The sequence below is a fragment of the Cellulomonas sp. SG140 genome (genome assembly GCF_025770785.1).
Classification (GTDB): Bacteria; Actinomycetota; Actinomycetes; order Actinomycetales; family Cellulomonadaceae; genus Cellulomonas.
Genome location: NZ_JANZLA010000006.1, coordinates 36,013 through 59,607, shown reverse-complemented (window position 1 = coordinate 59,607; position 23,595 = coordinate 36,013). Strand labels below are relative to the sequence as shown.

Annotated in this window: 19 protein-coding genes; 3 read left to right on the top strand and 16 right to left on the bottom strand. The window is 74.0% G+C overall.

The window, feature by feature from the left end; translation table 11 throughout:
* Window positions 1-30: 30 nt before the first annotated feature.
* The 6 genes from efeU to N0B34_RS12130 all read right to left on the bottom strand — a co-directional run bounded on the left by efeU (window position 31) and on the right by N0B34_RS12130 (window position 6,754).
* The gene (gene efeU, locus N0B34_RS12155; protein ID WP_263731662.1) at window positions 31-876 is read right to left on the bottom strand and encodes an iron uptake transporter permease EfeU; all 846 of its coding nucleotides are present in this window, start codon (window positions 874-876) and stop codon (window positions 31-33) included.
* 114 nt (window positions 877-990) lie between these two features.
* Window positions 991-2,352: an iron uptake transporter deferrochelatase/peroxidase subunit gene (gene efeB / locus N0B34_RS12150; protein ID WP_263731661.1), complete on the bottom strand. Its 1,362-nt coding sequence runs from the start codon at window positions 2,350-2,352 to the stop codon at window positions 991-993.
* Window positions 2,349-3,551 (bottom strand): iron uptake system protein EfeO, encoded by a 1,203-nt coding sequence (gene efeO / locus N0B34_RS12145; RefSeq protein WP_263731660.1) that lies wholly within the window; start codon window positions 3,549-3,551, stop codon window positions 2,349-2,351. The genes efeB and efeO overlap by 4 nt, the downstream gene beginning before the upstream one ends.
* A gap of 127 nt (window positions 3,552-3,678) precedes the next feature.
* Entirely contained in the window at window positions 3,679-4,182 is a 504-nt protein-coding gene (locus N0B34_RS12140) for an NUDIX domain-containing protein (protein WP_263731659.1), read from the bottom strand.
* Window positions 4,183-4,186: 4 nt separating this feature from the next.
* Window positions 4,187-5,980 carry an acetyl/propionyl/methylcrotonyl-CoA carboxylase subunit alpha gene (locus N0B34_RS12135; RefSeq protein ID WP_263731658.1) on the bottom strand — a complete coding sequence of 598 codons (1,794 nt, stop codon included), beginning with the start codon at window positions 5,978-5,980 and terminating at the stop codon, window positions 4,187-4,189.
* A gap of 135 nt (window positions 5,981-6,115) precedes the next feature.
* Window positions 6,116-6,754 carry a Maf family protein gene (locus tag N0B34_RS12130; RefSeq protein ID WP_263731657.1) on the bottom strand — a complete coding sequence of 213 codons (639 nt, stop codon included), beginning with the start codon at window positions 6,752-6,754 and terminating at the stop codon, window positions 6,116-6,118.
* Between the two features lie 281 nt (window positions 6,755-7,035).
* Here N0B34_RS12130 and N0B34_RS12125 point away from each other — a divergent pair, with 281 nt between their 5' ends.
* The gene (locus N0B34_RS12125) at window positions 7,036-7,593 is read left to right on the top strand and encodes a vitamin K epoxide reductase family protein (protein ID WP_412175748.1); all 558 of its coding nucleotides are present in this window, start codon (window positions 7,036-7,038) and stop codon (window positions 7,591-7,593) included.
* 63 nt (window positions 7,594-7,656) lie between these two features.
* Here N0B34_RS12125 and N0B34_RS12120 read toward each other — a convergent pair whose 3' ends face one another.
* The 4 genes from N0B34_RS12120 to N0B34_RS12105 all read right to left on the bottom strand — a co-directional run bounded on the left by N0B34_RS12120 (window position 7,657) and on the right by N0B34_RS12105 (window position 11,811).
* The gene (locus N0B34_RS12120; RefSeq protein WP_263731655.1) at window positions 7,657-9,351 is read right to left on the bottom strand and encodes a DUF885 domain-containing protein; all 1,695 of its coding nucleotides are present in this window, start codon (window positions 9,349-9,351) and stop codon (window positions 7,657-7,659) included.
* A 62-nt stretch (window positions 9,352-9,413) separates the two neighbouring features.
* On the bottom strand, window positions 9,414-9,629 hold the full coding sequence (locus tag N0B34_RS12115) for an acyl-CoA carboxylase subunit epsilon (protein ID WP_263731654.1): 216 nt from the start codon (window positions 9,627-9,629) through the stop codon (window positions 9,414-9,416).
* A complete protein-coding gene (locus N0B34_RS12110) occupies window positions 9,626-10,165 on the bottom strand; it encodes a hypothetical protein (RefSeq protein WP_263731653.1) in 540 nt (179 codons plus the stop codon). Before N0B34_RS12110 ends, N0B34_RS12115 begins: the two co-directional genes overlap by 4 nt.
* The gene (locus N0B34_RS12105) at window positions 10,162-11,811 is read right to left on the bottom strand and encodes an acyl-CoA carboxylase subunit beta (protein ID WP_263731652.1); all 1,650 of its coding nucleotides are present in this window, start codon (window positions 11,809-11,811) and stop codon (window positions 10,162-10,164) included. The genes N0B34_RS12110 and N0B34_RS12105 overlap by 4 nt, the downstream gene beginning before the upstream one ends.
* Window positions 11,812-11,914: 103 nt before the next feature.
* Here N0B34_RS12105 and N0B34_RS18050 point away from each other — a divergent pair, with 103 nt between their 5' ends.
* Window positions 11,915-13,927: a biotin--[acetyl-CoA-carboxylase] ligase gene (locus tag N0B34_RS18050; protein WP_318529987.1), complete on the top strand. Its 2,013-nt coding sequence runs from the start codon at window positions 11,915-11,917 to the stop codon at window positions 13,925-13,927.
* Window positions 13,928-13,953: 26 nt separating this feature from the next.
* On the opposite strand, the gene N0B34_RS12090 is transcribed toward N0B34_RS18050, so the two are convergent.
* Window positions 13,954-14,742: an SOS response-associated peptidase gene (locus N0B34_RS12090; protein ID WP_263731651.1), complete on the bottom strand. Its 789-nt coding sequence runs from the start codon at window positions 14,740-14,742 to the stop codon at window positions 13,954-13,956.
* Window positions 14,743-14,848: 106 nt separating this feature from the next.
* Between N0B34_RS12090 and N0B34_RS12085 the strand changes: the two genes are divergently transcribed.
* Window positions 14,849-16,195, top strand: coding sequence for a multidrug effflux MFS transporter (locus N0B34_RS12085; protein WP_263731650.1), 1,347 nt, complete (start codon window positions 14,849-14,851; stop codon window positions 16,193-16,195).
* 3 nt (window positions 16,196-16,198) lie between these two features.
* Here the strand turns inward: N0B34_RS12085 and N0B34_RS12080 are convergent, their stop codons facing one another.
* The 5 genes from N0B34_RS12080 to N0B34_RS12060 all read right to left on the bottom strand — a co-directional run bounded on the left by N0B34_RS12080 (window position 16,199) and on the right by N0B34_RS12060 (window position 23,533).
* On the bottom strand, window positions 16,199-17,422 hold the full coding sequence (locus tag N0B34_RS12080) for a pyridoxal phosphate-dependent aminotransferase (protein WP_412175738.1): 1,224 nt from the start codon (window positions 17,420-17,422) through the stop codon (window positions 16,199-16,201).
* Between the two features lie 35 nt (window positions 17,423-17,457).
* Complete coding sequence (locus N0B34_RS12075; RefSeq protein ID WP_263731649.1) at window positions 17,458-17,583, bottom strand: molybdopterin oxidoreductase; 126 nt, start codon at window positions 17,581-17,583, stop codon at window positions 17,458-17,460.
* A gap of 117 nt (window positions 17,584-17,700) precedes the next feature.
* Entirely contained in the window at window positions 17,701-18,210 is a 510-nt protein-coding gene (locus tag N0B34_RS12070; RefSeq protein WP_263731648.1) for a hypothetical protein, read from the bottom strand.
* 174 nt (window positions 18,211-18,384) lie between these two features.
* Complete coding sequence (gene adhE / locus N0B34_RS12065) at window positions 18,385-21,021, bottom strand: bifunctional acetaldehyde-CoA/alcohol dehydrogenase (protein ID WP_412175747.1); 2,637 nt, start codon at window positions 21,019-21,021, stop codon at window positions 18,385-18,387.
* Between the two features lie 340 nt (window positions 21,022-21,361).
* Window positions 21,362-23,533, bottom strand: a complete 2,172-nt coding sequence (locus tag N0B34_RS12060) for an alpha-galactosidase (protein WP_263731647.1) — start codon at window positions 23,531-23,533, stop codon at window positions 21,362-21,364.
* Between the last annotated feature and the right edge of the window lie 62 nt (window positions 23,534-23,595).

The window sequence follows — 23,595 nt, the reverse complement described above, 5'->3', positions numbered from 1 at the left end:
CGACCGCCCGGCGTCTCGACGCCTCGGCCCTCAGCCGGCTGCGACCGCCGCGGTCTCGGGGCGCCGCACGCGCCGCGGGACCGCGGTCCGCACGAAGGCGGTCAGCACGACGGCGACGTAGCCGACCCAGACGGCGGCCTGCAGCCACGTCGTCGCGGGCGAGAAGTTCAGGACGCCCTTGAGCAGCACGCCGTACCAGCTGCCGGGTGGTACGGCACCGGAGACGTCGAACGCCAGCGCGTCCTCGCCGGGCAGGATCCCGGCCTCCTGCAGGTCGTGGACGCCGTACGCCGCCACGCCTGCCGCGACGAGCACGAGGAACGCACCCGTCCAGGCGAAGAACACGCGCAGGTCCAGCTGCACGCTCCCGCGGTACAGCGCCCAGCCGAGCACCAAAGCGGTGGCCAGGCCGAGGGCGGCGCCGGCCAACGGTGCGGCGCTCGTCGTCCCGGCCGCCTGAGCGCCCGCCCACAGGAACAGGGCCGTCTCGAGGCCCTCGCGTCCGACCGCGAGCAGGGCGGTGACCAGGACCGCCGCGCGCCCGGCCGCCACGGCGCCGTCGAGCCGGTGCTGCAGGTCCGAGCGCATCGACCGGGCCGTGCGGGCCATCCAGAAGACCATCCAGGTGATCAGCGCGACCGCGGCGAGGGAGAGCGTGCCGCCGACCGCCTCCTGGGCGCGGAAGGCCAGTCCCGACGGTCCGAAGGTCAGCAGCGCGCCGAACGCCAGCGAGACGGCGACGGCCGCGGCGACGCCGGTCCACAGCGCCGGCAGCAGGTCCCGGCGGCCGAGCCGGACGAGGTAGGCGACCAGGATGCTGGCCACGAGCGCGGCCTCGAGGCCTTCGCGGAGGCCGATCAGGTAGTTGGCGAGCATGTGGTCTGCCTTCGACGCGGGCCCGGGAGGGGCGTGGAGCGGGCGGGGAGCTGGCATGGAGCGGGGCGGAACGAGAACGAATGCCAGTGAGGTAAGGCTAACCTAACGGCCGAGTCAGGTGAACAGGACCTCTCCGACGAACGGGCTGCGTCCCGTGGTGACCGGTGTGCCGTCGGCACCGAGCACGAGGGCGCCGTCGGGAACCCCAGCCGGCACCGCGAACAGCCCCGAACCCGTGTGCTGCACGTACTCACCCATGGCGTCCGACCTGGCCAGCGTCGTCTGCATCGGCACGTAGTGCGTGCGCGGGTCGCGGACGAACGCGAGGAACATCAGCCCGGCGTCGAGCCGGCCGAGGGCGTCGTTGCCGTCGGTGAAGGTGTACCCCCGCCGCAGCATCCGGACGCCGCCGTTGGAGCTGGGGTGCGCCAGTCGGACGTGCGACGTGCGCGGGACCAGCGGCGTCCCGCCCGCGCCGGTGGCCCCGAGGTCCGGTTCCGTGTGCTCGCTGCCGCCGGACAGCGGCGCCCCCTCGCCCTTGGTGCGCCCGACGACGGCCTCCTGCTCGCGCAGCGACGCGCGGTCCCACGTCTCGATGCTCATGCGGATGCGCCGCGCCACCAGGTACGTGCCGGCTGCGAGCCACCCGCCGGCCGGCGGCACCCAGACGTGCTCGGCCAGGGCGTCCGTCTCCTCCGCCATCACGTTCGCCGTGCCGTCCTTGAAGCCGAACAGGTTCCGCGGCGTCTGCTGGGCGGCGGACGTGGACGACGTGCGTCCGTAGCCCAGCTGCGTCCACCGGATCGACGCGGCTCCGAACGCCGCACGGGACAGGTTGCGCACGGCGTGCACCGCCACCTGCTGGTCGTCGGCGCACGCCTGCACCACCAGGTCGCCGCCGCTGCGCGCCGGGTCGAGGGCGTCGCCCGCGAAGTGCGGCAGCTCGACCAGCCCGTCCGGCAGCCGCGCCGCGAGGCCGAAGCGGTCGTGCGCCGCGGCGCGGTCCCCGACGAACAGCGAGCGGCCGAAGCCGAACGTCAGCGTCAGCCGTGCCGCCGGCAGGCCGAGCGCCTCACCGGTGTCGTCCGGCGGTGCGTCGTACACGCCCGACACCGGACCGAGCGGACCGGCCGGAAGGCCCTGCGTGAGCCGCGCGGCGATCGTCGTCCAGCGGCGCAGCAGCCCCACCAGCTCGTCGCGGGACGTCGTCGTCACGTCGAACGCGGCCAGGTACAGGCGGTCCTGAGCCGGTGTGACGATCCCTGCCTGGTGCGTCCCGGTGAACGGGTGGACGCCTGCGGAGGAGCCTGCGGGCCGGTCGACCACGGTGCGCCGACCGAGCCCGAAGCCGGCGACCCCGGCCGCTCCCGCGGCGACGACGCCGGACCCGAGGCCGAGGAACGCGCGGCGGGACAGGGCGTGGGGCGCCGTCGCGGTGGTGTCGCCGGGACGGCCGGGCGGCGGTCGTCGGGTCACGCGGCGACCACGGTCGCCGCGAGCCGGGACAGCGGCTCGGACAGCGCGTCCACCGCGCCGGACAGCTGCTTGACCTGGTCGGCGCCGAGGGAGTCGTAGGCGGCGAACCCGGCGTCGTAGGACCCGTGCGTCGCCATCAGCGCGGAGACGGCCCGGAAGCGCTCGTCGAGGTCGCTGGCCAGGTCGGGGTCGGTGGCGCGCACCAGGTCGGCGAGCACCTGGTACGCCACGTACGCGCCGTCCAGGTTCGCCTGCAGGTCCCACAGGTCGGTGTGGGACCACGCCTCCTCCTCGCCGGTGACCTTGCCGGTGGCCACCTCGTCGAGCAGCTCCTTGGCACCGTTCGCGATCTGGGACGCCTCGACCGTGAAGCCCGTCGCGGTCACCCGGTCGAGCAGCTGCTGCGTGGTGCCCACCAGCTGGTCGGTGGCCGACCGACGCTGCGCGGGGGTCAGTGGCACGTATGCCGCCCCGCCGTTCGCCTCGGCGCTCGGCGCCCACAGGTCCTTCTCCAGCAGGTGCCAGCCGGTCCACGTCTGCCCCGCGGCCAGGTCGGCCTGCCGCAGGTCGAGCAGCGGGTCGAGGTCGCCGAACGACTCTGCGACCGGTTCGACGCGCTCCCAGTGCACCCGGGTCGCGGCGTACAGGGTGCGGGCCGCCGCGTCGTCGCCGCTCGTGTACGCGTCCGCGAACCGGCGCGTGCCCGCCAGCAGCTGCTCTGTCTGGTCGCGGACGTAGGCGACGTACGACGTCTGCGCCGTCGACAGCACCTCCGCACGGCTCGCATCGACCGTCGCCGCCGAACCGACCACCGTGAAGGGGGCCTGGATCCCGTCCCCGACCATCCCGGGCTTGCACGCCGTGCGGTACGTGCCCGGCTCGAGCCGCACGACGAGGTCGCGGGACAGCCCCGGACCGATGTTCTCGGCCTCCGCCACCACGCGCAGGCCGTCCGAGCCGAGCAGGTAGAACTCGGTCACGTCCGCACCGTCGTTGCGCACGCGGAACGTGACGGGCCCCGCTGTCGCCTCGGTGGCGGAGATCCGGCACGCGTCGGAGGTGGACGTGACGGACACGGTGCTCGTCCCGGCGGTCGTCGGGCCGCCTGCGGCGACCTGGTGGGGCACGCAGGCGGTGAGCGTCAGCGCCGCGGCGGCGGTCAGGGCGAGCGGGGCCAGGTCACGGGGGCGGCGGGGCATGGTGCTCCTCGTCGAGGACGTGGCGAGGTCACGTCAGGTGGTTAGGTATGCCTACCCTAACCTGGAACCGCCTATGTGCTGACAAGCCTGGCGACCTGGCGGCGTGACCGCGAGAGGCCGTGCGGGCTCAGCCGCCGATGCGCCGCAGCAGCTCGGGCCACGCGTCCGCGAACGCCGTCAGCAGCGGCCGCTGCGTCACCCGGTCGACGGGTACCCACTCGACGGCCGTGCTCTCGGCGTCCGTCACCGCGGGCACCACGTGCCCCGCCTCGTCGGCCAACACCGTCGTGTACGACCAGTCCGGGTGCGCCAGCACGTGCTCACCTCGGACGGCCACAGCCGACGGGTCGATGCCGGCCTCCTCGTGCGCCTCCCGCAGGGCACCCGCCACGGCGGACTCCCCGGGTGCGACCGCTCCGCCCGGCAGCGCCCACGTCCCGCCCTGGTCGCTCCAGGTGGCGCGGTGCTGGAGCACGACGTGCGTCGGGCGCCCGTCGGCCCCGCGCCGCACCAGCAGCAGGCCGGCGGCACCGAACAGGCCCCAGTGCCGGCGCCCGCAGCGGCAGTCCACCCACCCGTCGCCGGGCTGGCGGTGCAGCCGGTCACGGGGCGGCACCGCGGCGTCCGTCACGCGGTCAGCCGACGATCTCGCAGATGGCGGTGCCGGCGGAGACGCTGGACCCCACCCCGGCGCTGAGCGCCGTCACGGTGCCCGCGCGGTGCGCCAGCAGGGGCTGCTCCATCTTCATCGCCTCGAGGACCACCACCAGGTCGCCCTCGGCCACCTGGGTGCCCTCCGCGACGGCGACCTTGACGATGGTTCCCTGCATCGGCGACGTCAGCGTGGTGCCGCCCGGCTTGGCCGCCGCAGCGCGACGCACCGGCCGGCGTGCCGTCGGCAGCGCCGCGCGGCCCCGGGTGCCGGTGCGGCCACCGGCCAGTGCGGCCGGGAGGACGACCTCGAGGCGCTTGCCGCCGACCTCGACCACCACGCGCTCCAGCGCGTCCGGCTCGTCGTCCTCGTCGTCGGCCGTCGTCCTCGGGGCCGCCGGTACGAGGGCCGCGAGGCGGTCCGCGAACTCGGTCTCGATCCAGCGGGTGTGCACCGTGAACGGCTGCGTCGGGTCGGTCGGCGCGAACTCCTCGGTCTGCAGCACGGCCCGGTGGAACGGCACCACCGTCGGGATGCCGACCACCTCGAGCTCGGACAGCGCGCGGCGCGCCCGCTCGATCGCCTGCCGGCGGTCGGCGCCGGTGACGATCAGCTTGGCGATCATCGAGTCGAAGGCGCCGGAGACGGTGTCGCCCTCGACCACTCCCGAGTCGACGCGCACCCCCGGGCCGGACGGGAACCGCAGCGTGCTGATCCGGCCCGGGGCGGGCAGGAAGCCGGCCGCCGGGTCCTCGCCGTTGAGGCGGAACTCGATCGAGTGTCCGCGGGTCGGGACCGAGTCGTAGCCGAGCGGTTCGCCGGCAGCGACCCGCAGCTGCTCGCGGACGAGGTCGATGCCGCTGACCTCCTCGCTGACCGGGTGCTCCACCTGCAGGCGGGTGTTCACCTCGAGGAAGGAGATGGTGCCGTCCGCCGCGAGCAGGAACTCGCAGGTGCCGGCGCCGACGTAGCCCGCCTCGCGCATGATGGCGATCGACGCGCGGACCAGCTCGTCGTGCTGCTCGGCCGTGACGAACGGTGCGGGTGCCTCCTCCACCAGCTTCTGGTGGCGACGCTGCAGCGAGCAGTCGCGGGTGGAGACGACGACGACCGTCCCGTGCTGGTCGGCCAGGCACTGCGTCTCCACGTGCCGGGGCCGGTCCAGGTACCGCTCGACGAAGCACTCGCCACGGCCGAAGGCGGCGACCGCCTCGCGCACCGCCGACTCGTAGAGCTCGTCGATCTCGTCGTCGGTCCGGGCGACCTTCAGGCCGCGCCCGCCGCCGCCGAACGCCGCCTTGATCGCCACCGGCAGCCCGTGCTCGGCGGCGAACGCGTGCACCTCGGCCGGACCGGACACGGGGTCCGGCGTGCCGGCCACCAGCGGGGCTCCGGCGCGCTGCGCGATGTGCCGCGCGCTCACCTTGTCGCCGAGCGACTCGATCGCCGCGGGCGGCGGACCGATCCACACCAGACCCGCGTCGATCACGGCCTGCGCGAACGCGGCGTTCTCGGAGAGGAACCCGTAGCCGGGGTGCACGGCGTCGGCGCCGGCGCGCCGGGCGACGTCGAGCAGCTTGGCGGAGTCGAGGTAGGTGTCCGCGGCACGGGCGCCGCCGAGCGAGAACGCCTCGTCGGCCAGCCGCACGTGCAGCGCCTCGCGGTCGGGCTCGGCGTAGACGGCGACCGAGGCGATACCGGCATCGCGGCAGGCACGTGCGATGCGCACGGCGATCTCGCCCCGGTTCGCGACCAGGACCTTGGTGATGGCGGGCACGGCTCACCGTAACGCCCGGTCCACGGCGGCGACGTGTGCGGCTGGGCGGTGCCGGACAGGTTTGGGCGAACCACCAAGGCGCGTGCCGTCCGGGTTGTGCAGGTCCCACACGTGGGGCGGGAGCAGCAGGGTCGGTCAGGCCCAGAGGTCGGTCAGCGGCACGTCGACCCGCGCCAGCAGGTGGCGCAGCAGCGGCAGCGAGAGGCCGACGACGTTGTGGTGGTCGCCCTCGATGCGCTCGACGAACGGCCCCCCGCGACCGTCGACGGTGAACGCGCCGGCGACCAGCAGCGGCTCGCCGGTGGCGACGTACGCCGCGACCTCGGCGTCCGACAGGTCGGCGAAGTGCACCACGGTCGACGCGGTCTCGCCGAACGCCCGGCCGGCGCCGCCGGCCGTCGTCGCCCGGGCGTCCACCAGCCAGTGACCGGTGTGCAGCACGCCGCTGCGGCCGCGCATCGCGTCCCAGCGGGACACCGCGTCGGCGGCGTCCGTCGGCTTGCCGAGCACCTGGCCGTCCAGCTCGAGCATCGAGTCGCAGCCGAGCAGCAGCAGGTCGTGCGTGCGCGGGTGCCGGTCCGGCAGGACGGTGTGCACGGCCTCAGCCTTGGCGCGGGCGAGCAGCAGCACCGCCTCGGCGGGCGGAACCGGACCGGCGGCGGTGAGCACGGCGTCCTCGTCCACCTCGGAGACGAGCACCAGCGGCTCGATCCCGGCCGCCCGCAGGGTGGCACGGCGGGCGGGGGAGGCGGAGGCCAGCAGCAGGCGCGTCACGCTGGGGAACAGTAGCCGCGCGGACTCGGGGCGGCCCGGCGGCCGTGCCGGCGGTTCGTCCCCGGTGCGGGGCCCAGGCGGGCCGTCGCGCCTGGGTTCGTCGGGCACAATGACGCACGACGAGACGGGGAGGGGCCGTGGCACACACGCGCGCAGGGTCCGGCGGCGACGCCGTCGAGGTGGACGACGTGCTCGACGACGAGGTCGGTCTCGACGGGACCGACGACCCGCAGCTCCTCGCTCCCGCCCCGACGCGGTGGGTGCGCCGCACCGCGATCGAGATGATCGTGTCCGGGCTGCTCGGGCTCTACACGTCCTTCGTGCTGTCCATCGAGGCCTGGCACCTGGCCGCGAACCCCAGCGCAGTGTTCTCGTGCGACATCAGCAGCGCGATCAGCTGCGGCACGGTCGCCCGGACCTGGCAGGCGCAGCTGCTCGGCTTCCCGAACGCGTTCCTCGGCATCCTGTTCGAGTCGGTGGTGCTGACCATCTCCGTCGCGCTGCTGGCCGGCGTCCGGTTCCCCCGGTGGTTCATGCTCGGCGCCCAGGCGCTCTACACGATCGGCCTGCTGTTCGCGCTGTGGCTGTTCACCCAGTCGTACTTCGTCATCCACGCGCTGTGCCCGTGGTGCCTGCTGATCACGTTCACCACGACGCTGGTGTGGGCAGGTCTGACCCGGTTCAACGTCCGCGAGGGCAACCTGGCGCTGCCGGGTTCGGCTGGTGCGGGTGCGCGCCGGTTCGTCGCGTCCGGCAACGACTGGTTCGTCACCGGCGCCTTCTGCGTGGTGCTGCTCGCGATGATCGTCATCCGGTACGGCGCCGGTCTGCTCGGCTGACGGGTACGCCGGCACCCGGGCTGCGGCGGGCGCCGCCGCGCAGCCCGGGTCAGCGGACGGCGGTCAGCGCCTGGTGAGCGCCGCCGGCAGCACCTGCAGGGGCAGCGAGCCGAGCGACAGCGCGTGGTCGTGGAACGCGCGCAGGTCGAACACCTCGCCGCGGGCTGTGGCCGCCAGCGCGGCGTGGTCCCGCGTCTGCTGCCACAGCCGCTGGCCCACCAGGTAGGACGGCGCCTGGCCCGGCCAGCCGAGGTAGCGCATCCACTCGAACCGGATGAACGACTCCGGCATGTGGATGTTGTCCCGCAGCAGCGCCCACCCCTTGTCGGCGTCCCACGTCCCGCCGCCGTACTGCTCCGGTGCCGGCAGGCCCAGGTGCACGCCGATGTCGAACACGACGCGGGCGGCGCGCATCCGCTGACCGTCGAGCATGCCGAGGCGGTCGCCGTCGTCCTCCAGGAAGCCCAGGTCGGCCATCAGCCGCTCGGCGTACAGCGCCCAGCCCTCGCCGTGCCCGGAGGTCCAGGCCATCAGCCGGCGCCAGCGGTTGAGCCGCTCGCGGTTCACCACCGAGACGCCGACCTGCAGGTGATGGCCCGGCACGCCCTCGTGGTAGACGGTGGTCCGCTCCCGCCACGTGTTGAACTCGGTGACGTCCGGCGGCACCGACCACCACATGCGACCCGGCCGGGACAGGTCGTCGGAGGGGCCGGTGTAGTAGATGCCGCCGGTCTGCGTCGGCGCGATGCGGCACTCGAGATGACGCAGCGGTGCCGGGATGTCGAAGTGCACGCCGTCGAGCGCCGCGATCGCGGCGTCGGCGGTGCGCTGCATCCACCCCTGCAGTGCCTCGGTGCCGTGCAGGGTCCGGGCAGGGTCCGTGTCGAGCGCGGCTACCGCGGCGTCGACGCTCGCGCCGGGTCCGGCGATCCGCGCGGCGACCTGCTCCTGCTCGGCGGTGATGGCCGCGAGCTGGTCCAGGCCCCACGCGTAGGTCTCGTCGAGGTCGACCGTCGCGCCCAGGAAGGCCCGGGAGAGCAGGCCGTAGCGGTCGCGGCCGACGGCGTCCTGGTCGCCGGCGAGCGGTGCCAGCTGGTCGCGGAGGAACTCGGCCAGGTCGGCGTAGGCCTGCCCGGCCAGAGCCGCCCCGCGCTCCAGCTCGATCCGCAGCGAGCCGGCCAGCCGGTCGGGCGCGGAGGCGACGAACCCGGGGAAGAACGACGACGACGGGTCGGCCTGCTCCTGCGCCTGCCGCACCGCCTCGGCCACCTGCCGCGCGGCGGCGACGTGTCCCTGGGCCGCGGCAGCGCGCAGCGACTCGGTGTAGCCGGCGACGGCGGCGGGGAGCTCGACGAGCCGCGCGGCGACGGCGGCCCAGTCGTCCGGGGTGTCGGTCGCCATCAGGTCGAACACGTCCCGCAGACCCTGGACGGGCGAGGCGATGTTGTTCAGCGTGGCCAGCGTCTCGCCGGCGGCGTCCAGCTCCAGGTCCGTGCCCAGCAGGTAGGACATCGCCTCGAGGGTGGTCACGTCCTCGGAGTCCACCGGGTCGACGCCGTCGAGCAGCTGCAGCGTCTCGCGGGTCAGGTCGGAGCGGGCGGCGTGCCCGGCGGGGGACAGGTCGGTCATCTCCGCGTCGTGCCCGGTGACACCGAGCTCGGTGGCGAGCAGCGGGTCCAGCGCGGCGTAGCGGTCGACGTAGGAGTCGGCCACCTCGTCGACGGGGGTGTGCGGGCGCGTGGGCTGCTCGGCGGTCACAGGCCGACCCTACCGACGGGCCCTGCGCGGGCACCCGCGGAATCCGTCGACCGGCAGGGCAGTCAGGGGTGCAGGCTCCAGCGCCAGGCGGCCGGTCCCGGGGTCGGCGCGGGAGTGGGACGCACCGTGCGCCGGCGGTCCGTCCACGCGGCCGGGTGCTCGCCCTCGTGGGCCGCGTCGTCGGACCGTGCGGTCGCGACGAGCCCGGCGACCAGCGCCGCCAGCTCGTCGTCGTCCGGCGTCCCGCGGACCACGTGGACGTGAGGCGTGTCGGTCACCCCTCGTCGTCCTCGTCGTCGTCCCCGAAGCTCATCGGCGCACCCCGGGACGCGCCCCACTCGATCACCTGGAAGCCCGCGTCCTGCAGCTTGTGCGCGAGCTCGGAGCCGCCCGCGTCGACCAGGTCGAGCACCGAGTCGAGCGTCAGGTCGCTGGCGCCGGTCGGCGGCCCGACGACGAAGCCGAGGTGGAACGTGTCGACGTCCTGGTCGGACGGCTCCTCGTCGTGCTCGTCGTCGTCCCACGTCATGCCGGTCAGGTCGGCGTGCACGCCGAGCGTCTCGTGCAGCAGGTCGTACAGCTGGGCGTTCAGCGTCCCGACCTGCGACTCGAGGGCGAGCACCCGCGGGTCCTCGTCGGCCTCGTGCGCGCCGAACTCCGCCCGCACGCCCACCGCCGTCTCGACGTAGGAGTGCAGGGCGGCGGCCATCTTGTCCACGACCGCGTGCAGCGCCGTCGGGTCGACGTCCCGCAGCGGGTCGCTGCCGTGGGACGCGGCGTCGTGGTCGTGCTCGTCGTGCTCGTGCTCGCTCATAGGGGGATGTTCCCGTGCTTCTTGGCCGGAAGGGTGGCTCGTTTGGTGCGCAGCAGACGCAGCGCCTTGGTGATCTCGGCGCGGGTGGCCGAGGGGTGGATCACGGCGTCGACGTAGCCGCGGTCGGCGGCGTCCCACGGGTTGACGATCGCCTCCTCGTACTCGGCGGTGAGGCGCCGGCGCTCGGCGTCGACGTCGCCGCCGGCCTGCTCGACGGCCTTGAGGGCCCCGCGCTGCAGGATGTTCACGGCCCCGCTGGCGCCCATCACGGCGATCTGCGCCGTGGGCCAGGCGAGGTTCACGTCGGCGCCCAGCTGCTTGGAGCCCATGACGATGTAGGCGCCGCCGTACGCCTTGCGGGTGATGACGGTGACCAGCGGGACCGTCGCCTCGGCGTAGGCGAAGATCAGCTTCGCGCCGCGGCGGATGATGCCGTTCCACTCCTGGTCGGTGCCCGGCAGGAAGCCCGGGACGTCGACGAACGTCAGCACCGGGACGTTGAACGCGTCGCACGTCCGCACGAACCGGGCGGCCTTCTCGGCGGCGTTGATGTCGAGGGTGCCCGCCATCGACATCGGCTGGTTGGCGACGATGCCGACCGGCTGACCCTCGACGTGCCCGAACCCGATCAGCACGTTGGGGGCGTACAGCGACTGGACCTCGAGCAGCTCGCCGGCGTCGAGCACCGCCTCGACGACCGTCCGCATGTCGTACGGCTGGGAGTCGGAGTCCGGGACCAGGGAGTCGAGGGCCAGGTCCTCGTCGGTCGGCTCGAGGTCGGCCTCGTGGGCGAACGACGGCGGGTCGGTCAGGTTGTTCGGCGGCAGGTAGGACAGCAGGGCGCGGACGTAGTCGATCGCGTCGTCCTCGTCGGAGGCGAGGTAGTGCGCCACGCCCGAGCGGGTGTTGTGCGTGGTCGCGCCACCCAGCTCCTCGAAGCCGACGTCCTCGCCGGTGACGGCGCGGATCACGTCCGGACCGGTGATGAACATGTTCGACGTGCCGTCCGCCATGACGATGAAGTCGGTCAGCGCGGGGGAGTACACCGCGCCGCCGGCCGACGGGCCGAGGATCAGGCTGATCTGCGGGATCACGCCGGAGGCCGCCACGTTGCGGCGGAAGATCTCGGCGAACTGGGTGAGGCCCGCGACGCCCTCCTGGATGCGGGCGCCGCCGCCGTCGAGGATGCCGACCAGCGGGACGCCGGTACGCAGGGCGAGGTCCATCACCTTGGTGATCTTCTGGCCGTGCACCTCGCCGAGGCTGCCGCCGAACACGGTGAAGTCCTGCGAGTAGACGCACACCTCGCGGCCGTCCACCGTGCCGTGCCCCACCACCACGCCGTCGCCCGGCACCCGCTTGCGGTCCAGGCCGAAGTTGGTGGACCGGTGCCGGACGAAGGCGTCGATCTCGGTGAACGTGCCCGGGTCGAGGAGCGCCTCGATGCGCTCGCGGGCGGTCTTCTTGCCGCGGGCATGCTGCTTCTCGGCGGCGGTGCGCTCGGCCTCGTCGATCGCGGTCTGCTGACGCGCGGCGAGGTCGGCGAGCTTCGCGGCGGTGCCGGAGGCCTCGGCGGCGGCATCGGGCGCGTCCGCCTGCGAGGACGGGTCGGCCGGTGGGGCGCCGGAGGGGTCGGTCTGAGTCACCCGACGAAGGCTAGTTGTCGCGTCCCCGCGGTGCCGTGCAGGCGCGTCACGGCGTTCGTCGCGGCACCTCGTGGGGACCCCACAACTGCACGATGATGGCCGGGTGACCGCCGACCGTCCCCCGCTGCGCCGGGGTGAGCTCCGTGAGCTGCTGCTCACGCCAGGGGGACCGCTGGCGAAGGTCGAGGTGGTGGACGCGGTCGGGTCGACCAGCAGCGCCGTGGCCGACGAGCTGCGGGTCGACCCCGAGTCGTGGCCGGACCGCTCGCTCCTGGTGGCGGACCAGCAGGTGGCCGGCCGCGGGCGAGCGGGACGCAGCTGGGTCACCCCCGCGCGGGCGGCGCTGACCGCCACCCTCGTGCTCCGGCCCGGGGTGCCGCCGGAGCGGTGGGGCTGGTTGCCGCTGCTGGCCGGGCTCGGTGCCGTGACGGCCCTCCGGGCGACCGCCGGCGTGCCGGCGGTGCTCAAGTGGCCCAACGACGTGCTGGTGGACCTGGACGGTCACGTCCCGGAGCTCGGCGGGTGGGGGACCGCCCGCAAGGTCGGCGGCATCCTCACGGAGGTGGTGGCGCTGCCCGGCGGCTCGACGGCCGGCGGGGCGACGGACGGTGCCGGTGCGGCCGTGCTGATCGGCATCGGCGTCAACGTCTCCCAGACGGTCCCGGAGCTGCCCGTGGAGAGTGCGACGTCGCTCGCCCTGGCGGGCGCCCAGCACACCGACCGGGAGACCGTGCTGACCGCGGTCGTCAGCGCGGTGCTCGAGGTGGTGGACCGGTGGGCGGCGGCGGACGGGGACGCCGCGCTCGCCGGTGTCGCGGCGGAGGTCGCGGCCGTGTGCGAGACGCTCGGCCGGCGCGTGCACGTGGAGCTTCCGGGCGGCGGCGTTCTCGACGGGGCGGCGCTGCGGCTGGACGCGACCGGCGCCCTGGTGGTCGGCGGGCCGGACGGCGAGCACGTGGTGGCAGCCGGCGACGTGCTGCACGTGCGCGGACAGGTGGGCCGGGTTGCCGCGAGCCCCGCCGCGACCGTCGCGGACGGGCCTGGCGACCGGACCGCCGGTGCGACCGGGGTGGCGGCCGAGCCCGCTCCTGCCGACTCGACGGTCGCCAAGCTGGACGAGGTGCTGCTCGGCGGTCCGCGCACGTTGACCGCCGGTGACCTCGCGCTGCGCGCCGGCGTGGACGAGGAGTCCGTCCGCACGTTCTGGCGCACCTTCGGGCTGGCGGCCGCCGAACCGGACGAGCGGGCGTACACCGAGCGCGACGCCGAGGCGGTGCGGGCCCTCGTCGACCTGGTGCGGCGCGAGGGTCTGCAGCTGTCGACCGTCCGCACCCTCGTGCGCGGCCTGGGGCATACCACCGACCGCCTCGCCCTGTGGCAGGTGGAGGCCCTGGTCGAGGACGCAGCGACCCGGTACCGGCTCGACGACGCGAGCGCACGCCTGCTGGTGCTCGACCGGCTCGCCGCCATCGCCCCCGTCCTCGAGCAGGAGCTGGTGCTGGCGTTCCGTCGCCAGCTGGCGACGATCGGCGGGCGCTTCGGGGCCGAGCTGGGGCAGGCGCGGCAGGTCGGCACGGGCCCGTCCGACCTGCCGCTGGCGCGCGCGGTCGGCTTTGCCGACATGGTGCAGTTCACGCGGCGCACCGCGGGGCTCGGGTCGACCGACCTGTCGGCCTTCGTGCAGCGCTTCGAGGCGGCCGCGCGGGACGTCGTCGCGGCGGCCGGCGGACGCGTGGTCAAGACGATCGGGGACGCCGTGCTGTTCGTCGCCGACGACGTCGTGACGGGTGCGGAGGTCGCGCTCGGCCTCGCGGCGCGGTTCGGCGACGGCGCGGGCGCCGTTCCCGACGACCTGACGCAGGGTGCGCGCGGCGTGACCCCGGTGCGCGTCGGGATGGTGTGGGGCCGGGTGCTGTCCCGGTTCGGCGACGTGTTCGGCGCCTCGGTCAACCTGGCCGCCCGGCTGACGGACATCACGGATCCGAGCAGCGTGTGGGTCGACGCGACCACGGCGGCGCTGCTGGCCGACGACCCCCGGTACGTCCTGACCGCGCTGCCGCCACGCGACGTCGAGGGGCTGGGGACGGTCGAACCGGTGGCGCTGGGGCGGGCCTGACGGCAGCGTCGGGGCGCAGTCAGGCGTCAGGCGGAGTCCCGCACCTGGCTGTCGTCGACGTCCCCGGCCGGGTCGGAGTCCGGGTCCACCGGCTGCACCAGCTCCGGCCCGTTGTTCTGGACCGCGTTGACCGCCGTCGACACCGGGGTGGCCACCAGCTCCGGCCCCGGGGCATCGAGCAGGGGGCGTGCCGCCTCACCGTCCACCGCGGGGTCGAGCCAGGCGTCCCAGTCCTCGGGTCGCAGCAGCAGCGGCTGCCGGTCGTGGATCGCCGCGAAGCGGGGGTCCGCGGGACGGGTGACGATCGTGACGCTGACGAGCCACCGGGACGGGTCGTCGTCGGCCTTGGACGGGTCCTTCCAGAACTCGTAGAGACCGGCGAGCGCCAGCACGCCGCCGTCGGCCGGGTGCAGGTAGAACGGCTGCTTGCGCCGGCGGGCCTTCGGCTGCCCCGGCACCGGCGGGAGCGCCTGCCACTCGAAGTAGCCGTCGGCCGGCAGGATGGCCCGGCGCAGCCCGAAGGGTCGCACGAACGCCGGCTTGTCGGCCAACGACTCGCGTCGGGCGTTGATCATCCGGTTGCCGATCGACGGGTCCTTGGCCCACGACGGCACGAGTCCCCAGTGCGCCACCCGGAGCTGGCGGGTCACCTCGCCGGTGTCGCGGTCGGCCCGCTCCACCACCACGCGGACGCCGTCGGTCGGTGCGACGTTCCACGACGGCGGGAGCAACCGTGCGTCGTCGGCCACCGTGGCGATGGCGAACTCGTCCTCGATCGCCTGGTCCTCCCGGAACGACGCATACCGTCCGCACACGCCGCCCACCCTGCCACCCGCCTCCCACACGGGCGCGCCGTGCCCCGGGACGCGCCGATCGAATCGATTCGCGGCGGCCGTCGGATGCGTGTGACGATGGGGGCCCATGAGCTCGACGCGCCCGAACCCCGCACGGCCGTCCGGGCCGCCGGCGCCGCGACCGGCGGACGCGCCGGCGGCGGAGGCGGACACCGGTGGCGGGACGGTCGCACCGCCCGAGCACGCTGTCACGCCCGCAGCGCCGGTCTACCGTCCGGACGCGCGCTACGTGCTGATGCTCGGCTTCATGACCGCGCTGCCGGCCATCTCGACGGACATGTACCTGCCGTCGTTGCCGGACGTCGCGCGCGATTTGCACACCACCGCCGCCGGCGCCCAGCTGACCATGACGGCGATGATGCTCGGCGGCGCCGTGGGGCAGCTGGTGATCGGCCCGCTGTCCGACCGGTTCGGGCGCCGCCGCCCGGCGCTGGTCGGTGTCGCGCTGCACGTGCTCACCTCGCTGACCTGCGCGGTCGCGCCGCTGATCGGCGTGCTCGTCGGTCTGCGCGCGGTCCAGGGCTTCTTCAACGCCGCGGCGACCGTGGTGGCCATGGCGTTCATCCGGGACAGGTTCGTCGGTGCCGACGCCTCCCGGCTGATCTCCCGCCTGATGCTGGTGATCGGCGTGGCCCCGCTGTTCGCGCCGTCGGTCGGCGGGTTCATCGCCGGGCAGTGGGGCTGGCGCTCGGTGTTCGTGGCGCTGGCCGTGTTCGGGGTGGTGCTCTGGGTGGCGGTGTGGTGGCGGCTGCCCGAGACGCTGCCGCCGAGCGTGCGGCGGTCCGGCGGCGTGCGGGTGGCGGTCGCCGGGTACGGCCGGCTGGTGCGGGACCGGGAGTTCGTCGGCCTGGCGCTGATCCCGGGGCTGACCTCAGCCGTGCTGATGAGCTACGTGGTGGCGTCGCCGTTCGTGTACCGGGTCGGGTTCGGGCTGAGCAACCAGCAGTTCGCGCTGATGTTCGCGGTCAACGGCCTGGGGCTCGTGGGCGGTGCGCAGGTGAACGCGGCCCTGGTGCGCCGGGTGGCGCCGATCCGGATCCTGCGGGTGGCCCAGCCGGTGCTCGCCGGCCTCACCCTGGTGCTGCTGGGGCTCGCGGTCACCGGGGCTGGTGGGCTCTGGGGCCTGCTCGTGGTGCAGGCTCTCGCGCTGTCGATGATCAACCTCGCCCCACCCAACGCCTCTGCTCTGGCGCTGACGCGTTACGGGCGCATGGCCGGCACGGCCGCGGCGGTGCTCGGTGCCGTGCAGGCCGCCGGGGGCGGCCTGGTCAGCCCCTTGTCCGGCCTGCTGGGAGGAGACGCCCGCGCGATGGCGCTGGTGATGGCGAGCGCCGCGGTGCTCGGGGTGCTGGTGCTGGCCATCGCGACGCCGGCGTACCGGCGCGGGTCGGCCTGGACCGTCGTCCCCGGCTGACCGTCAGCCCCGCGCGAGCCGTGCGAGCCGCCCGGCAGCCTGCTCGAGCACCTCGGTCCGTTTGACGTAGGTGAACCGCACCCAGGAGCGCAGCTGGCGCTCGGTGGCCGACCCGGCGTGGGTGAACGCGCCGACCGGCACGGCCACCACTCCCGTCAGGGCGGGCAGCTCCCGGCACAGCCTCGTGCCGTCGTCGTACCCGAGCGGTCCGGCATCCGCCAGCACGAAGTAGGTGCCGCGCGGCACCACCACGTCGAACCCGGCGGCGCGCAGGCCGTCGCAGAGCAGGTCCCGCCGCCGTGCCAGCGACGTCGCCAGCTCCCGCACCCACGCCTCGACGCCGGGGTCGGTCAGGGCGAACGCCACCGCCGGCTGGAAGGGTGCGCCGGACACGTACGTGAGGAACTGCTTGACGGTGCGCACGGCCGTCACCAGGTCCGCCGGACCCGTCACCCAGCCGATCTTCCAGCCGGTGAACGACAACGTCTTGCCGGCCGACGACACCGTGAGCGTGCGCTCGGCCATCCCCGGCAGCGTGGCGACGGGGACGTGCACGGCGCCGTCGTACACCAGGTGCTCGTACACCTCGTCGGTGAGGACCACCACGTCGTGCCGGACCGCCGCGTCGGCCACCGCCGTGAGCTCGTCACGCGTCAGCACCGTGCCGGTCGGGTTGTGCGGCGTGTTCAGCAGGATCAGCCGGGTGCGGTCGTTGACCGCCGCGCCCAGGGCCGCGACGTCGAGCCGGAAGCCGTCCGGACCCGGGACCAGCGGCACCGTCACGTGCGTGGCGCCGGCCAGGGCGATCGCTGCCGCGTACGAGTCGTAGAAGGGGTCGAGCGTCACCACCTCGTCGCCCGGTCCGGTCAGGGCGAGCACCGCCGCCGTCAACGCCTCCGTGGCGCCCGTGGTGACCAGCACCTCGGTGTCCACGTCCGGCAGCAGCCCGTAGTGCCGGCGCTGGTGGTCCACCACGGCGGCGCGCAGCTCCGGGATCCCGGTGCCGGGCGGGTACTGGTTGGCACCGGCCGCGATCGCCTCCGCGGCAGCCCGCGCCACGGAGGCCGGTCCGTCGACGTCCGGGAAGCCCTGACCCAGGTTGATCGCGCCGGTGCGTGCGGCCAGCGCCGACATCTCCGCGAACACCGTCGAGCGGACGGTCCCGGACGGGTCCAGCAGGCCGGTGGCGGCGGCGACGGAACGCCAGCGGGGCGGCAGCGGGTGCACGCCCGCGAGGATAGGCCGACGGACGGTCCGGACGGTCAGCGGACCCCGGCGGCCGCCATCAGACCGCCCGCGACCAGCAGGCCCAGCGAGCCCCACGCGGACACGACCCACCACGCCACGCGGCGGTGCGGGAGGCCGCTCGGGTCGGTGCGGATGGTCATACCTTCACCATCGGCAGGTGCCCGTGACACTTCCAGGGGCCACGCGGGTGAACGCGCGATTCCACCCGGGCGCGCCGAGCGGCACGGGGTCGAGCCGGGGCCCGGACGGGCACGGCGTCAGCCCTTGGTCGCCTGGTCGATCTTCGAGCTGAGCTCGTCGAGCGTGGTGCGGACCGCGTCGAGGGCCGCGCTGCCCTTGTCGCCCGCCTGCGCCGTGGCGGCGTCGAGCTGGGTCTTCGCGTCGGCCAGGTCGGTCTTCGCCTTGGCCAGCGCGTCCTTCGCGGACGCCGAGCCCTGCGTCCCGGCCTGCTGCAGCGCCGTGGTGGCCTCGTCGACGGCCTTCTGGGCTGCCGCCAGCGCCGTCTGGGCCTGGGTCCGTGCGGCCGAGTCGCTGGCCGACAGGCTGTCCTTCGCCTGCTGGATCTTCGCGGCCGCGTCGTCGGCGGCCTGCTTGGCGCTCGCGAGCGCCGACTTGGCCCCGGCGACGGCCGACGTCGCGGAGGCGGCTGCCTTGTTCAGGTCGCCCGTGCTGCAGGCGGCGGTGCCGAGCAGCAGGGTGCCGGCCAGCGCCAAACCCGTCAGGGCTTCTGCGCGGGTGCGGCGGTGGGCGGTGCCGACGGGTCTCACGGTCCCTCCAGGTGTGCGTGGTCAGCAGTCGGACCATCCAGTCTGCCCGCGCGGTGGCCGTCGCGCCCGCTGCGCGGGAAGGTCGCACCGGCCGGCAGACGGCCGACGCCCCGTCCGGACGGTGCCGGGCGGGGCGTCGGTGCGAGCGCGGTCAGGCGACCGTCGGGGAGTCGGTCAGGCGCTGGCCTGCTCGCGGCGGCCCCGGACGTCCTCCAGCGACGTGCCGTAGAAGGCCGCGGTCATCAGGTCCTTCATGTCCTCGATCATCGGCATGCGCGGGTTGGCCGGCGCGCACTGGTCCTCGTACGCACCCATCGCCACCTCGTCGAGCCGGGACATGAACTCCTGCTCGTCCACCCCCTGCGCCTGGAAGGACGCCGGGATGCCGACCTTGGCGCGGAGCGCCTCGACGGCCAGCGCGTAGGACTCGACACCCTCGGCGGGAGTCGAGGCCGGCAGGCCGAGCATCGCCGCGATCTGCTGGAACCGCTCCGGCGCGACGTAGCTCTCGTACTTCGGCCAGCTGGTCAGCTTGGTCGGGACGGTGCCGTTGTACCGGATGACGTGCGGCAGCAGCGTGGCGTTGGTCCGGCCGTGCACCAGGTGGTACGTCGAGCCGATGACGTGCGCCATCGCGTGCACGATGCCGAGGAATGCGTTGCCGAACGCCATGCCGGCGATGGTGCCCGCGTTGTGCATCTTCTCCCGGGCGTCCTTGGTCGCCGGGTCGGCCGGGTCGCCGTTCACCGACTGCGCCAGGTTGTCGAAGATCAGGCGGATCGCCTGCAGCGCCATGCCGTCGGTGAAGTCGTTGGCGTACACCGCGACGAACGCCTCGGTGGCGTGCGTCAGGGCGTCGAACCCGGAGTCGGCGGCCAGGGACCGGGGCATCCGCGAGGTCAGCACCGGGTCGATGATCGCGACCGTCGGGGTCAGCGCGTAGTCGGCGAGCGGGTACTTCTTCTTCGCCTCGGTGTCGGTGATCACCGCGAACGGCGTCACCTCGGCGCCCGTGCCGGAGGTGGTCGGGATGCAGACCAGCTTGGCCAGGTCGCCGAGCACCGGGAACTTGAACGCGCGCTTGCGGACGTCGAAGAACTTCTGCTTGAGGTCGGAGAAGACGATCTCCGGGTGCTCGTACAGCAGCCACATCACCTTGGCGGCGTCCATCGGCGAGCCACCGCCGAGGGCGATGATCGTGTCGGGGCGGAAGTGGCGCATCTGCGCGGCACCGGCCTGGACGGTCTTGACGGAGGGCTCCGGCTCGACCTGGTCGATGATCTGCAGCGCGACGTTGTTCGGCCGGCGGCGCAGCACGTCGATCACCTTGTCGACGAACCCGAGCTGGGTCATCGTCGAGTCGGTGACGATCGTCACGCGCTCGATGCCCGCCATGTCGCTCAGGTACCGGACGGCGTTCGGCTCGAAGTACGTCTTGGCGGGGACCTTGAACCACTGCAAGTTGTTGTTCCTCCGCCCGACGCGCTTGATGTTGACCAGGTTGATCGCCGAGACGTTGTTGGACACGGAGTTGTGCCCGTACGAGCCGCAGCCCAGGGTCAGCGACGGGATGAAGGCGTTGTAGATGTCACCGATGCCGCCGAGCGACGACGGCGCGTTGCAGATGACGCGGATCGCCTTGACGCGCGACCCGTAGGCGACGGTCAGCGCCTCGTCCTGCGTGTGGATGGCGGCGGAGTGGCCCAGGCCGTCGAACTCCACCATCTGCTCGGCGAGCTGGAAGCCCTGCTCGGTGGAGGTGGCGCGCAGCACCGCGAGGACCGGGGCGAGCTTCTCGCGGGTCAGCGGCTCGTGCGGGCCGACACCGGAGACCTCGGCCAGGATGATCGAGGTGTCCCGCGGCACGGAGAAGCCGGCCTGCTCGGCGATCCACTGCGGGGACTTGCCCACGACGGCGGGGTTCAGCTTCGCTCCGCCGCAGTTCTCGCCGCCGGCCTCGACGCCGAAGATGAACTGCTCGAGCTTGGCCTTCTCGGCCGGCGTCACCTTGTAGGCGTGCAGCACGGCGAACTCGGCCAGAGCGGCGTCGTAGATCTCGTCGTCCAGGATCACGGCCTGCTCGGAGGCGCAGATCATGCCGTTGTCGAACGCCTTGGACAGCACGACGTCGTTGACGGCCCGCTTGAGCTTGGCCGTCTTCTCGATGTAGGCCGGGACGTTGCCCGCACCGACGCCGAGGGCCGGCTTGCCGCACGAGTAGGCGGCGCGGACCATCGCGTTGCCGCCGGTCGCCAGGATGGTGGCCACCCCGGGGTGGTTCATCAGGGCGTTGGTCGCGGCCAGGGACGGCGTCTCGATCCACTGGATGCAGTGCTCGGGCGCGCCGGCGGCGATCGCGGCGTCGCGCACGATCTTGGCGGCGGCGACCGACGACTTCTGCGCGTTCGGGTGGAACGCGAAGATGATCGGGTTGCGCGTCTTCAGCGAGATGAGCGACTTGAAGATGGCCGTCGAGGTCGGGTTGGTCACCGGGGTCAGACCGGCGACGACGCCCACGGGCTCGGCGATCTCCGTGATGCCGCGGATCTCGTCCACGTTGACCACGCCGACCGTCTTCAGCGACGCCATCGAGTTGGTCACGTGCTCGCACGCGAAGATGTTCTTGACGGCCTTGTCCTCGAAGGTGCCGCGCCCGGTCTCCTCGACCGCGAGCTTGGCGAGCTGGCCGTGCTGGTCGAGCGCGGCGACCGCGCCCTTCTTCACCAGGCGGTCCACGTCCTCCTGGGTGAACGTGGCGTACTCGGCCAGCGCCTTGGTGGCGTTCGCGACGAGCTGGTCGACCGTCGCCACGATGGCGGAGTCGTCGGTGGCGGGCGCGACGGTGGCCGCGGCCTTGGGCGTCTCGACGACCTTCTTGTCCCGCGCGCTGGAGGTGCGCGGGGTCGGGCTGCTCTCGGTGGATGGCACCGGTGGTTCTCCCCTAGTCGTATCGATGGGTGTCGACCTGCGACGCTGGAGGTCTGTCTTGGCGACATCTCGACGCTAGGGGCGCCCGTCCGTCCGGCCGGCGGGGCAAAGGTCCTGACGGTCGTCCCAGGTGTTGTGACGAGGACCCGTCACGGCTCCGTTCCGGGACCTGGGTCCTGGGATGTATGCGGTGGAACGGCCCGGAACGGCCTGGAACGGCCCGTCAGGCCGGCCGCACCTCCTCGGCGGTGAGGTGCAGCACCAGCGCCTGGAACGGCCACAGGACCGGCAGCTGCAGGCCGACCTCGCTCAGCACCCGACCGGGCAGCCGAACCTGGCCGGCGGACAGCCACGGCGGGATGACCCAGCCGGCCTGAGCAGCACCGATCTCGTCGCGCACCCGCACGCGGTACAGGCGCTCGGGGTCGAGACCCGGCAGCCGTACGGGCTCGGGCAGCGACTCCTCGAGGGAGGCCACGGTGGCGACCGTGAACACCGCCGCGTCCCGGTCCGCCGCCACGACGCCGATGATCCGCAGCGCCGGGTCCACCGGGTCGGCGTGCACCACGGTGCCGGTGTGCAGCAGCGGCCGCAGCTCCGTGTACAGGGCGGCGAACCGCCGAAGGGCTGCCGTCTCCTCCTCGTCGCACCCCGCGATGTCCCACTCGAGGCCGGCCGAGCCCATCAGCGCGGTGGCCAACCGGTAGGGCAGGTCGATGGTGCGACCGGAGCTGTGCGCGGTCGGCGGTCCGACGTGGCCGCCTACCAGCTCCGGCGGCAGCAGCAGCTGCGTCCAGCGCTGGACGTCCTGCCGCTCGACGGGGTCGTTGGAGTCCGACGCCCACACCCGGTCGGTGACGGCGAGGACGCCCAGGTCGGTGCGGGCGCCGCCGGACGAGCACGACTCGATCTCGAGGCCGGGGTGGTCGGCCTTGAGCCGGGCGATCAGGGCGTACGTGGCGAGCGTCTGGGCGTGCGTGCCCGGCCGGCCGGCGTGCACGGGCTCGACGAGGTCCCGGTTGTGGTCCCACTTGATGAAGTCGATCCCGAGCCGGCTCACCAGCGCGTCGATCTGCCCGTGGACGTGCTCCCAGGCCGCCGGCTCGGCGAGGTCGAGCACGTGCTGGTTGCGCCACGAGACGCCGTCGGGCGCTGCGAGCGGCCGCGCGTGCAGCAGCCACTCCGGGTGCGCGCGCGCCAGGTCGGAGTCGAGGTTGACCATCTCGGGCTCGAACCACAGGCCCAGCTGCATGCCGAGGGAGTGCACCAGCTCGGCGAGCGGCTCCAGCCCGTGCGGCCAGACCGCCGGGTCCACCACCCAGTCGCCGAGGCCGCGGGTGTCGTCGCGACGGTCGTGGAACCACCCGTCGTCCAGCACGAACCGCTCGACGCCGACCTCCGCGGCCCGGCGGGCCAGCGCTGCCAGCCGCTCCGGGTCGTGGTCGAAGTACACCGCCTCCCAGGTGTTGAGCACGAGGGGGCGAGGTGTGCGGGGGTGCTGCGGGCGGGCCCGCAGCCAGGTGTGGAACCGGGACGAGACGCCGTCCAGACCCGTGGCCGACCAGGCGAAGTACGCGACCGGCGTGCGGTACTCCTCGCCGGGACCGAGACGGACCTCGCCGGGACGCAGCAGCTCGCCGGCGCCGAGCAGGGTGCTGTGGTCGGTCAGCCGGTCGAGCCGGTGCGTGACGTCGGCGCTCCAGCCGAGGTGCACCGCCCACACCTCGCCGTGGCGGTCGTGGGGTGCGCCGGTCGAGGCGAGCGTGGCCCACGGGGAGTCGTGACCGGCACGCCCGCGTCGCGAGGTGCGGGTGGTGCTGCCGCGCGGCATGGGCGTCGTCTGCGGCACCTTCTCGCGGGTCCACCGGCCGGAGAACGTGGTGACGTGGTCGGCTCGCCGCGGCACGGGCAGGGTCGCCTCGAGCCACGCGACCTCCACGGTGCCGGGTCCGTCGTTGGTCAGCGCGTGCTCGACCAGCACGAGGCCGCCCGCGCCCACCTCGATGCGCGTGCGCAGCAGCAGGCCCTCCGCGGCGGCGGTCACCTCGACGCCGGCGACGTCCTGGTCGACGGGGCGGTCGACGGTCCGGACGGTCCACCGCGGGAAGAGCGGTGCGCCGTCTCGGGTGAGCAGCACGCCGGGGCGGCCGGGCCAGCCGTCGCCCTCCTGCAGCAGGACGGTGAGGCCCCACGCGCCGTCGAGCGCACCGGGCGGAGTCTGGCGGGACGTGGCCGCGTCGATGCCGGCCAGGTCCTCGTCGGACAGCGCGCCGAGGTCCGCGCCCCAGTGCCGCACGGTGGGGAGCCCGGCCGCCTCGTGGGCGACCACGACGGAGACGCCGTCGCGGCGCAGCACCGTCCACGCCGGGGGAGCGGGATGCGAGGGAACGGTCACGGAGCACCTCTCGAGGGGACATCGGCGCGCGCGCACCGTCGCGCGGCCATCATGGCGGACGT